The 12460-nt window shown below is 49.2% G+C and carries 8 protein-coding genes; 4 read left to right on the plus strand and 4 right to left on the minus strand.

What is annotated here, in order from left to right:
- The first annotated feature begins 25 nt into the window (after positions 1 to 25).
- On the plus strand, positions 26 to 3580 hold the full coding sequence (locus tag tca_RS02060) for a cobaltochelatase subunit CobN (RefSeq protein ID WP_052457307.1): 3555 nt from the start codon (positions 26 to 28) through the stop codon (positions 3578 to 3580).
- Between the two features lie 195 nt (positions 3581 to 3775).
- Positions 3776 to 7372: a PAS domain S-box protein gene (locus tca_RS02065; RefSeq protein ID WP_286709048.1), complete on the plus strand. Its 3597-nt coding sequence runs from the start codon at positions 3776 to 3778 to the stop codon at positions 7370 to 7372.
- Position 7373: 1 nt separating this feature from the next.
- On the opposite strand, the gene tca_RS02070 is transcribed toward tca_RS02065, so the two are convergent.
- A complete protein-coding gene (locus tag tca_RS02070; RefSeq protein ID WP_286709049.1) occupies positions 7374 to 8615 on the minus strand; it encodes a putative PEP-binding protein in 1242 nt (413 codons plus the stop codon).
- Positions 8616 to 9064: 449 nt separating this feature from the next.
- On the opposite strand from tca_RS02070, the gene csx16 reads away from it, so the two are divergent.
- Complete coding sequence (gene csx16 / locus tca_RS02075) at positions 9065 to 9412, plus strand: CRISPR-associated protein Csx16 (protein ID WP_048060823.1); 348 nt, start codon at positions 9065 to 9067, stop codon at positions 9410 to 9412.
- Positions 9413 to 9574: 162 nt separating this feature from the next.
- Positions 9575 to 10372 carry a hypothetical protein gene (locus tca_RS02080; RefSeq protein ID WP_010876101.1) on the plus strand — a complete coding sequence of 266 codons (798 nt, stop codon included), beginning with the start codon at positions 9575 to 9577 and terminating at the stop codon, positions 10370 to 10372.
- 112 nt (positions 10373 to 10484) lie between these two features.
- On the opposite strand, the gene tca_RS02085 is transcribed toward tca_RS02080, so the two are convergent.
- The 3 genes from tca_RS02085 to tca_RS02095 all read right to left on the minus strand — a co-directional run bounded on the left by tca_RS02085 (position 10485) and on the right by tca_RS02095 (position 12345).
- Positions 10485 to 10922 (minus strand): DUF86 domain-containing protein, encoded by a 438-nt coding sequence (locus tag tca_RS02085; protein WP_010876102.1) that lies wholly within the window; start codon positions 10920 to 10922, stop codon positions 10485 to 10487.
- The gene (locus tag tca_RS02090) at positions 10915 to 11328 is read right to left on the minus strand and encodes a nucleotidyltransferase domain-containing protein (protein WP_048060824.1); all 414 of its coding nucleotides are present in this window, start codon (positions 11326 to 11328) and stop codon (positions 10915 to 10917) included. The genes tca_RS02085 and tca_RS02090 overlap by 8 nt, the downstream gene beginning before the upstream one ends.
- A 204-nt stretch (positions 11329 to 11532) precedes the next feature.
- Complete coding sequence (locus tag tca_RS02095) at positions 11533 to 12345, minus strand: DUF368 domain-containing protein (RefSeq protein ID WP_286709260.1); 813 nt, start codon at positions 12343 to 12345, stop codon at positions 11533 to 11535.
- Positions 12346 to 12460: the final 115 nt, after the last annotated feature.

Consider the following 12460-nt stretch of genomic DNA (forward strand, 5'->3'; position numbering starts at 1 on the left):
CTGTGGTGATGGGTGGTGGTTACTTATGAAGAGGATACTTGCTGTTACCACCATGAACAACACGGCCTCACTGAAGGAGGCGCTGACCAGGATAAGGGAGGAACATGGGGACATTGTAAGCATAACTAAGGTCTACCTTGAGAAATATGAGGACCCCCGCGTCCCCATGGACGACGTGGCTGAATACATCGATGAATCCGACATAATACTCGTGGATATAAGGGGTAACGAGAGGATAGGGAGGGAACTCCCGGGCATCCTCAGGGACAGGGATAAGACAGTCATATCCCTGGTGTGGGGGAGCAACCACATACTTTCCCTGACATCCATGGGCAAACTTGATCTTGGTGAACTCGTTGCAGCGGCACCTGGAAGGATAGATTCACTTGTAAGGGAGAGGGACCTTGAAGCCATACTCGAACTGCATGGGTCAGATGAGATCAGGGATGACCTCAAGAGATGGTTCCAGGCCATGGACTACTATGGGGCCGGCGACCCCGACAACCTCATGAACCTGATACTCTTCCTCCTGGACAGCTACACAGACCTGGAGGTTCCCTTCGAGGACCCGGTGGAGATGCCGCCCTACGGGCTCTACCTCCCCTTCAGGGGATTCTACAGGGACCTGGAGTCCTACAGGCGGGCTTCAAACTTCAACCCGGAGCTCCCAACAGTTGGCATGCTCTTCTATTCAGGGATGCACTTCGATGACACGAGACCCCTGGTTGAGGAACTCTACAGTCGCCTCCATGGAAATGTGAACTGCACCGTGGTCTTCTCGGACGTCGAGAACAACCTGAGGGCCATCGAGGAGTACATGGGGGACGTGGACCTCTTTGTCAACATGCAGTACTTCCAGCTGAACCGGGGCCCCCTGGGCGGCGACCCTGAGGCCACAAGGAGGCTCCTGAGGAGGATAGGCGCCCCATACCTCATCTGCCTGAGGGGCTATGAGACAGACCTCGACGAATGGGAGGCAGGTGGTGATGGCCTCAACCCGATGGAGATAGTTCTTGGCATAACACTCCCTGAACTTGACGGAGGCTTTGAACCGGTATTCACGGCGGGTATGAGGACTCTCAATGACCCCGACCTGGGGGAGGTGAGGGTTGTTGACGTGGTGCCAGAGCGCATGGACAGATTCGCTGCAAGGATACTCAACTGGCTGAAGCTGAGGACAATGGAGAACCATGAGAAGAGGATAGGGATAATCCTCTATGACTACCCTCCGGGGGAGGCCAACCTTGGAAACGCGGGCTACCTTGACGTATTTGAAAGCCTGGAGGTTTTCCTCAGGAGGCTGAGGGAGAGGGGATACAGTGTGAGGATACCTGATGAACCCATCAAGGATATTCTCATGAGGGAGGGACTCATCAACAGTCCATCCTACCATGAATATGGCGGCCAGAGGATCCCCCTCAGTGATTACCTGGAATTTTTCAGTCGTCTGCCAGAGAGGATCCAGGATGATGTGAGGGCAAGGTGGGGCGAACCACCGGGGGAGCTGATGGTTGATGGTGATGACATCATCATCCCGGTGACTGAACTGGGCTCGGTCTACCTGTGCATACAGCCCTCCCGCGGGATCATGGAGACCGACAGCTACCATAGCAGGGATAATCCACCCCACCACCAGTACCTGGCCTTCTACGCCTACCTCAATTCACTGGGACTTGACGCCATCATCCACTTCGGGATGCACGGGACCCTTGAGTTTCTGCCCGGAAGGGAGACCGCCCTGGGGGCTGAATGCTACCCTGACCTGCTCCTGGGGGAGCTCCCCAACATATACCTTTACTGGGCAGGTAACACCTCAGAGTCGACCATAGCAAGAAGAAGAACCTACGCCCTCCCGGTGGCACATGCGTCACCACCTGTGAGGCAGTCTGACCTCTACGGTGACTACCTGGTACTGGAAGAACTCATCGACCAGTGGCATGGGGACCCTGATGATGGGTTGAGGGATGAAATAATTGAGAGGGCCTCACAGCTTAACCTGAGGGGGGATATCCCTGAGATTGAGTCTGAACTCTTCAGGATGAAAAGGCGACTGATACCAAGGGGCCTTCACATAATGGACTCAGAGTGGGACCCCAATGACATGGTCAGCTACCTCCTCGGTGTACTCAGATTTGACAGGGAATACCCCTCCATCCATTCAATGGTGGCAGAGAAGCTTGGACTGGATTACAGGGGTTCAATGGATACAGCCACAGGATGGGAGATTGAGAGGCACGCGGCTGAGGCTTTGAAGAGGATACTAACAGGGAAGTCAGTGGATCTTCCCCCTGAATACGTTGAATGGGTGCGTAGCTTATCTGAGCGTTGTGACTTCAGGGGTGAAAGCAGGGGCCTCCTTGAGGCACTTGAGGGAAGGTATGTGAACCCCTCCAGGGGCGGAGACCCAATCAGGGACCCTGAGGTATACCCGACAGGCTACTCCATGCACGCCTTTGACCCCATGAAGATACCGGCACCCCTGGCCGAATCAAGGGGCAGGCTTGCAGCCAGAAAACTCCTTGAGGACTACCTGGAGGAAAATGGGAGGTACCCCGAGACCGTTGCAGTGGTTCTATGGGGATTCGAAACCCTTAAAACAGGTGGAGATACCATTTCAATGATCCTGGAACTCCTGGGGGTGCGCATAAACAGGAAGTATGGTCCATGGGCAAAGAACATAGATGTCATACCCCTCAATGAGCTTGGAAGACCCAGGGTTGATGTCCTGGTGAACATCTGCGGCATATTCAGGGACACACTCGGATCCCAGATTGAGATACTTAACAGGGCCTTCAAAACTGTTGCAGGTCTTGACGAGGACCCTGAGGATAATTACATCCTGAAACACAACCTTGAGGATGGAGAGGTGAAGGTCCCCCCGAGGATATTCGGACCTGGACCAGCGGAGTATGCCAGCAGCATCCCTGATATCATAGGAGGTGGTGCCTGGGATCAGGAGGATGAACTGGCAGCAGCCTACCTGGGGGAGATGTGTTACGCCTATCTCCCGGATTCTGTGAGAGAGGCACCGGATGAATTCAGGAGGAACCTCCAGAGGGTTGAGCTCGTGGCCCAGGAGAGGGATAACGTGGAGTATGAGGTGACAGACCTTGACCATTACTATGAATTCATGGGCGGCCTCACCTCCTCGGTGCGGAGCCTGGGGGGTTCCTGCAGCGTCAGGGTCGTGGATTCAACTGAGGATGAAATCTACGTTGAGGGCCTTGATGAGGTTATAGGGAGGGCTGCAAGGTGCAGAATCCTCAATCCGGTCTGGCTGGATGGGATGCTCGCCCATGACCACCATGGTGCCAAGAACATCAAGGACCGGGTGGAACACCTCCTGGGATTCTCTGCAACGACCGGTGCAGTGGATAACTGGGTCTATGATGATGTTGCAGAAACCCTGATCCTTGATGATGAGATGAGGAGGAGGATCTCAGAGAACAACCCCTATGCGGCTGTGAGGATGGGTGAGATACTCCTTGAAACAGCTGAGAGGGGTTACTGGGATGCCCCCGATGAGACCCTTAACAGGATCAGGGAGGTTCTTCTTGGCCTTGAATATGAGCTTGAATAGGAAGTTTGGTAGCTCCGCATTGTTAGCCTGGATTGAAATTATACGGTTGTAGCAGAATATGGACCCGGAAAGGATATCCTGCACAGAAACCGGCCCCACTGCACACATAATCAACCACAATGGTTTACAGATATACATTCAACTTTTTTCTTTCAATAAAAAAATTAATATAATAGAAAAAATAATATAATATCCATGCCATCTGCCCTTGTCGTTGAGGACGAGGCTGTAACCTCCCTTGAACTTTCAAGGCTCCTGGAATCCTGGGGGTATGAGACTGTCACTGTAAGGACCGGGGAGGATGCCATTGAAACCGCGCTGAGGATGAAACCCGACGTCATCCTCATGGACATAGTACTCCCCTCAGATGTGGATGGAGTCACAGCAGCAAGGGCCATAAAGAAGGAGATGGACATCCCCCTGATTTTCATAACAGCCTACTCCAGCAGGGAGGTATTTGAGAGGGCAGCCGGGGTCGAACCTGAGGCATACCTCCTCAAGCCCTTCAACTCCCGGGAACTTGGATACGCAATGGAACTTGCAATCTACAAGAACCGGATCCAGAACCTGCTCTCACATACCAGCAGGAGGTACCAGCAGATACTGGAAACCACAGGTGAGGGTGTCTGTGTATTCAATGCCGATGGAAGCATCCAGTACTGCAATGAGAGGATGGCTGACCTCCTCTCCATGAGAAGGGAGGATGTTATCGGGAGGAAGATATTTGATTTTATACATCCCACTGACAGGGAGACCATGGAGCGAATCCTTGATTCATGCAGAAGGGGATCATCGGGTGAACATGAACTCCGCTTCAGGACGGATGACGGGACAAGGTGGGTCATACTCTCAGGTCACCCCCTCATTGAATCCTCCGGCTTCAGGGGAGGATTCTGCATGTTCAGGGATATAACGCCCCAGAAGATGCTTGAGAGGATGCTGAGGAGGAACAACAGCTGCCTCAGACTTCTAAGCAGAATCAACCGCCAGGCAGCCATCTCAGCCACCCCTCAGGAATTGATGGAAGGGGTTTCCAGGATCCTGATGGAGGCCGGATACTCCGGTGCATCCTTCAGGGAATCTGATGGAACCGTGATTGCAGGGGAGGGTGAAAAAAGAGTATCACCACTCCAACCAGGCATCATCGCAGGGAAGGATACCTCAACTGCCGTCATTGAACTTGAAGATTGCAGCAAACCCCTTTACCTTGTGGTCTCAGCCCCTAGGATGATTGACGATGAGGAGCTGGGCTTCCTCAGGGAGATAGCATCCAGCACAGCCGGTGCCCTCAGGAGGATGGAATCAGAGCGGAGGATGAATGATATTTCCTCAAGGTACCGGGAACTCTTTGAGAATGCAGGGGATGCAATATTCCTGATTAGGGACTTCAGGATAATAGAATGCAACAGCAGGGCCCTTGAACTCTTCGGGGGAGATGAGGAAGACATACTGGGCAGAAAACCATGGGAGCTATCACCTGAGTACCAGCAACATGGTAAGTCCTCAGAAATTGCCCGGAAACTTATTGAGAGGGCAATGAATGGCGAAAAATGCGAGTTCACATGGATCCACAGAAAGATCAGCGGTGAGACATTCCCGACAAGGGTGGTCCTCAGCAGATCAGGTGACATTGTGATGGGCATTGTCAGGGACATGACTGAACTCTACAGGGCCCACAGGAAGTTAAAGGAGGAGCACAGAAAGTTCAAGGACCTCCTGGAGTCCATACCCGACCCTACCTTCGCCCTGGATACCCGTGGAAGGGTGATAGCCTGGAACCGTGAGATTGAGAGACTCACAGGCGTGAAAAAGAAGGAGATCCTTGGGAGGGGTAACAGGGTCTACGCAGTTCCATTCTATGGCAGGAGGACCCCGGGGCTCCTTGAATTCCTGCTGAACCCTGGAAAGGCCCCTTCAAGGTACCGCAACATCAGCAGGGAGGGTAATGCAATCTATGCAGAGGTCCATGTTGAGCACATGGGCAGGCACTTCCAGCTCAAGGCATCCCCGATCTGTGATGCGGAGGATAGAACCGTGGGGGCCATAGAGATACTGAGGGACGTCACAGATTACATTGAAACCAAGAAGAAACTCAGAAGATCAAAGAACCGTTACAGGGCAATATTTGAGAACAGGGCCACCCCCACAGCCATCACAGACAGGGAGTGGAACATCACAGGGACAAACAGGGTCTTCAGGGAACTCTTCGGTGTTGATGAGGGCTTCAATTTAAGGGACCTGGTGGACCAGGATGAACTTCAGAAACTTGAGGAACTCCGGGACTCCCAGAGGGCGCTGATAAGGATGAAGGGGGTCAGGGGGAACCTCCATGTCATGGTCCACAGGGGTGATCTTCCAGATTCAGGTCAGATGATTCTGAGCTTCAATGACATAACAAAACTCAGGGAGTCCCAGAGGAAACTGAGGGATGAAGTCCGTGTTAGAAGGGTCCTCAGTGAAATCTACCCACAAGCGGTCTCAACTGATAATCTGGGGGAATTCACAGAGTACATACTCGATGCTACATGCAAACTTACAGGCGCAGATGGAGGAATCATAAGACTGAGAAATGGGGAGACAATCACCATCACAGAAAAGCTGGAACCCACTGAAGAGGTTCCAGACCTTGAGGGACTCTCAGAGGATGGTAAAATGATCCGCATAACCTCCTCCTCTGCAGATATGAGCTCAGAGTTCATACTCAGGGGCACCAGCTTCAGCAAAGCGGATCTCAGGGCTGTCAGGCACATCTCACAGTACTATATGCTGGCTGTAAAGCAGATCAGCTACAGGAGGAGGATGAATGAGCACTGGAACCACCTCAGGCTCATAAATATCATACTCAAACTGGCCGATACAGAAGACCCTGAATTATTCCTCAAGGGAGTCCTTGATTTCATAATCAGATGCCCTGAATTCAATGGGGGATCAGCATACCTTGACCCAGATTTAAAGGTTGAGAGGGGATTGAAGCCTCCAGACAGCATTCCAGATACAGAAGGTGTCAGGGTGGATGGAGAAATCATTGAGATACCTCTGAGTGTGGATGGGGCTGTAAGGGGTGTCTTAAGGCTCCAAGCAGCATACAGTGACGTTAAAGAAAAAACTGAGTTCCTGGAGGTACTTGGAGGGGAAATATCCGATGGTCTGCAGAGGATAACCATGCGAAATCAGCTCAGGGAATCCCTCCGTGAGAAGGAGGTTCTCCTGAGGGAGATACACCACCGGGTCAAGAACAACCTCCAGATAGTGGCAAGCCTGCTGTCCCTCCAGACAGCATACACAGACAACCAGGAGACCCTCAATGTCCTCAGGGATAGTCAGATGAGGGGCAGGGCCATGGCAGTTGCCCATGAGAAGATATACAGATCAAGCAGCCTCTCCATGATAAACGTTGGAGAATACCTCAGGGCAATTGCAGAGGAGATGACCACCCTGCAGTCCACCGGTGGGCTCCTTGTGGATCTCGATGTCCACTACGATGATATAATGTCCGGGATGGACAGGTGCATCCCCCTGGGCCTGATAACCAATGAGATAATCTCCAATTCAATCAAACACGCCTTCACAGGGGACAGAGGCAGGATAGTGATCTCGCTCAAGAGGGAGGATGATCTTGGTATCCTTGAAATATCAGATAACGGCAGGGGGCTTCCTGAGGACTTCAACATTGATGAACTGGAATCACTCGGAATGCAGCTTGTATCAAACCTTGTGATGCAGATTGGGGGTGAACTGGAATATGGAAACAGGGATGGCGCATTCTTCAGGATCACGTTCCCACTTGAATGAACTATTCCACCCTTCCAGCGCCCCTGAGCATGAGGGACCTTTCTATCCTGGCTATGAAGTACTTCATCCTGATGATCTTATCCGGGCTTGTGGATATACCGTCAACACCCATCTCAACAAGTCTCCTGACTAGCATGTAACTGGTTGCAGCGTATCCAGCGGCGTAGACATTCACACCACCCTCATGACAGGCGCCTATAACATCTTCCACCAGTCCAAGCACTGCAGGGTGTGAGAGGTTAAAGAGGCCGGCCACGCGGGTGCTTCTGCGGTCAACTGCAAGGCTGCACATTGTGAGGTCACTCATGCCAATGGATATGAAATCTGCGCCAGCATCAAGGAGTTCATCAATCTGGAGGGCCACCGATGGTGTCTCCACTGATGCCCCGACCATTATATCCCTGTGGGGCGTGATTCCTGACTCCTCCAGGAGTTCAACTGCAGTCACGTACTCCTTCACGTCCCTGAGAAATGGGAACTTAAGCTGGAGGTTCCTGTAACCAGAATCCAGGAGGTTCCCCAGGGCCTCGAATTCAGCCATCAGGATTTCAGGTTCCATCAGGTCCCTTGTTATAGCCCTCATTCCAAGGAACGGGTTCCTCTCACAGGCTTCGAATGAGCCCCTTAGATTTGTGAGCTCATCAGCGGGGATATCAAAGGTCCTGAATATGACGGGTTTCGGGTGAAAGGCCTCAAGTATCTCCCTGAGCCCCTTCTCAAGAACCCCTGCCAGTTTTCCCTCTCTCAGGAGGAAGTGGGGGTGTTTCCCTGTCTCTATCACCATATTTTCTATCCTTACTGAGCCGACACCGTCTGCAAATTCAGCCACCTTTGGTGCCAGCCAGGGAAAGTTGAGGTTTACCATGACATCGGTGGCTGTCTCATGGAAACCGGGGGTATCCTCAGCCTTCACCCAGTCCATCACCCCGCGGTAGATCCCCCCTGTTTTTCCATCAACAGTTACTATCATACCTTCACGGAGGACCTCAGTGGCAACCTCTGTTCCAAGGACACAGGGTATGCCAAGCTCCCGGAGGGTTATCGCGGCGTGACTTGTGAGGCCGCCGTAGTTTGCTATGACAGCGCCTGCCCTCCGGATCTCCGGTAGCATGTCCCGGGATATCTTCCTGAAAACAGCCACCTCTCCCCATTCAAGGTTCCTCGCGTCCTCGAGGTTCCTTATTATGCGGACCCTTCCACTGCTCCTGCCTGCACCCGCACCAATACCCCTCAGAATCTGCATGAATATATATCTGTTTTATCACAGTAAAATAATCTTTTCAGTATGGTGAGGTTTCTTCTACTTTTTTGTTCACGTGAGCGCTGACATCTTTGCATGGCAAAGGGTTTCCTCTGATTTTTTCAGAGTGGATTCCTGGATTGATTACTGCCTGATGAGGAATGAGGTATGACCACGTGTGCTCTGTTGACATGTATGTTGTCTCCCTTCTGCTGCAGAAATCCCTTTCAGTATTTAAGTGTTTCGGTTTTTTGGTGTGTTTGTGTTGTTTTTCTGGTCTTTTTGGGTCTGTGTTTTGTTTTTTTGTTCTTTTTTGTGTTTGTTTGAGTACCTCGAGTCTTTTCTGAGTCTGTGTGTCTTTGTGGTGATTTTGTTTGTGTTTCTGGGTTTGTTGGTGGTGCTTGAACTTGTCGTATATAGTGAGGAGAAACAATTCTATCCGAGGTGATTTTATGTGTAATGAAATGGATAATGGTAGAATATATATTATTACGAGGCACCAGAGTACTGTGCACTGGATACTGGCTAAACTGAATGGTAAGGGCCTTGACCGGGACGTCTTCGTGACTGGTCATCTTAGTAATGAGATGATGCTGAGGATGAGAAAAGGTGATATTGTTTACGGTATTCTCCCTATCCACCTGATCCGGAGGTTACTCCGTAAGGGTGTTGAGTACTTCCATGTGGTTCTCCCTCATGTCCCGTATGAGCTTCGTGGTAAGGAGCTGACTCTGAAACAGGTTAAGGAGTTTGGTGGTCAGATCTGGAAGATTGATGATATTAAATGTTTTAAGGTTTGATGAATAATGGTTCGAATTAATGGATTACCTCTTTTTGGAGTCATCGGTGTTATGGGATTATTTATGGTTGATGAAGCTTTTGTTGATGTTTTTTGAGTAGGTGGAGCTGTTAAAGATGGTAGATTTAGAAAGACAGAATAAGTTACCGGACGGGTTTATGTCATGTCAGATATTGATGATGAAACGGCTGATGTACTGGTGGAGCTAGTTAATGAGTATGAATATGAACACCTGCTTGATAAGGAATCAGTTAATGATGGATGGAAACGTTTCACTGAGGCATTCTATGATGATAATAAGGAGATGCTGTGTGATACGGCATTTAATTATGTTATAGATGGTATGCCCGATGATGGGATTAGAGAGGTTTTTAGTAGGACCTACCTGGATAACAGGGAGTACATTATTTCATCCTTCAGGTATGATGAAGACTTTATTGCATATTTTGATGCAGATTATATGGATCTTGATCTGAGTAACGTGGATTTAGGGGATTTTGATCCTCTAATGGTCAGGTCATGGTTTATTGATATGTTGCTACCTGTTGCACTGTATATCACTGAGGTCATGGTTGATTTTTCTTATGATCTGGAGTCGTATTGTAGCGTCTACACCTTTACGGTTGAGGACGGTGAGATTGTTGATGTGGAGTTCAATGAACGGTTTATTGATGGTGAAGGTATGATGGACCTATCAGAGCACAGCCTCTTGGAGAAACTGGATGAAATAAAGAACCCCTTCGACATGAACAGGAGAATGAGAAAGATCTGCAGCACAGATGTGGGGCGGGAAGAGGCACTCAGAATGTCTTATTTCTTTGATTGTGTTGATTGTGAGGTCAAAGTGGATATCCTGAAGTACACCTTTGATTTCCTCTGCCGGCTGGCACCCGATGAGACAGCCTCATATTACATATCAAAGGCAAGAGATCACATGTTTGAGATTTACCAGATAGAATGATTCTCTGACGCGGAAAAAACGCAGATAGATGGATTTATTACAGAATAAGAAGTGGTTGCCAGCATATTCAGGATCTCTAAATTAGATCATCATGATCCCGGTGAAAAGCCTCTCATTCAGATTTTCTGGAGGATCTGGCTTCAATGAAACTTAAAATATACTCTGAATAGAGGTCGAAGTCTTCAAGGCGGTTTGCAAGGACCTCTGCAATTATGGCAGGGTCAACATCCGTATACATGTGGACAAGAATGTTTCTCAGACCAGCAGCTTCAGAGAATCGCTCTGCAAATTCATGTGGAAGTATTCTGTGCTTTTCAAGGATCTCAATGATGTCTCTGTAGGTCTCGGGCTTTTCAAGATCCTCCATTGAGATAATAATCTCCCCAGTATCCAGAGCAGATTCAATGGCAAGCTGGAGGTTTCTCTCAATTGCAGATCTCAGGAGGTAGTCCTCTGAAAGTTCTCTTTCTGATGCCCTGTGTTCTTTAAGGAACTCAACATAGGAGTTCATGATCTTTATTCTATTAGCGACCCTCTCAATATCATTCATGGCTGTCATCTCTCCTTTCAATGTACCTGGATACCCATCTCCTGTCATAGTATCTTCTATCCAGGTACCTTGAGAGTATGTAGTGTTCAAAGTCAACCTTCACGGACTTATTTTCAATTAAAGGCTTTCTAGACTTTATTATTTCATAATTAAGATTTACAGGAGCATCATTCATTATTACAAGGTCAATCCTGTCAGATTTGAGCAGAGATGTAAGTTCTGATATTAATTCAAGTTTCACCTTGGACCTTTCAACCCTATCCAGATCATCATCAAGGAGTACTCCGATGTCAATGTCACTTAGAGGTCCTCCCCTTTCAGATGCCATCGAACCGAAGAGGTAAGCCATCTTAACCTGAGCCTTATCTTTAAAGTAGCGCCTCAGCATCTCCATGACATCTTTCATGTGATTCCATATAAGGTCGATGCCATATACAATTTTCGTCGTGAGCACCTAGATAGACTCTGCACCTGCAGTAATCGGATGTTGATATGGCTGTTAATTAGAATAAATGATATAGCTCTTTATTCTCTATTTAAAAGGTTGTTCGTGGAGAAATGCAAATCTCTGTATCTGCATTCATTTACTGAAAAAGTAGAACTGGAGGATTCAGTAGTCAATGTAGTCAAAGCGGCTCTCAAGTATCATAACGATTGCAAAGCCAGTGATGGCTATTACAGCCGATATTATGATTGAGGAGGTATCAACCATTGATATCTTGTTGTAGGGCAGCCTGAGGGTACCTATCATGAGCCCCACAAGGAATGACATGGTGATGGCCTCATGGTTCCTGAGGAGGTAGTCGAGGACCCTCGAGAAGCTCATTATACCTATGGCCGCACCTGCAATGAAGGTCACAATTTCAACTATGGCCAGCCTGTTAAGAACCCCGAGCATGTACTCGTACTGGTTCAGGAGAAGGAGAAGGAAGGCTCCTGATATACCTGGCAGTATCATGGCGCATATCGCCACAAAACCTGATATGAAGATCACTGGCAGGGTATGGTTTGCCTGTATAGGGTTAAGGCCCACAAAGAGGTAAGCAAATATCAAGCCTGCTCCACCGGCTGCAAGATTCTTAACTGAAAGGCCATTGATCTTCTGGTAGACTATGTATGCCGATGCAAGTATGAGACCTGAGAAGAAGGCGTAGGTGTATGCGACGTAGTTTGTTATGAAGAAGAGTATGACCTTGGACAGCGTCAGCATGGCGAATGCTATACCTATAAGGAGTGGTATGAAGAGTTCAAAGTCAACCTCATCCCTCATGGATTCCCGGGCACCTGCAAGGTCACCCCTGAGGAGTGGCTTTATGAATCCAAATTTTATGCTGCTTATCGCATGCACCAGCCTCTCATATATACCTGTTATGAGTGCTATGGTCCCTCCTGAGACCCCGGGCATCACATCCGCGCTTCCCATGAAAAGTCCGCGAAGGAATATTGCCAGAAAACTCCTGAATTTTTCATAGTAATCCATCAGAATCCTCCATCCCTGGAATTGAAGAAGATATTTATGACCTTAAAGCATATAAAGA

This window comes from Methanothermobacter sp. EMTCatA1 (assembly GCF_002356395.1).
Lineage (GTDB): Archaea > Methanobacteriota > Methanobacteria > Methanobacteriales > Methanothermobacteraceae > Methanothermobacter > Methanothermobacter thermautotrophicus.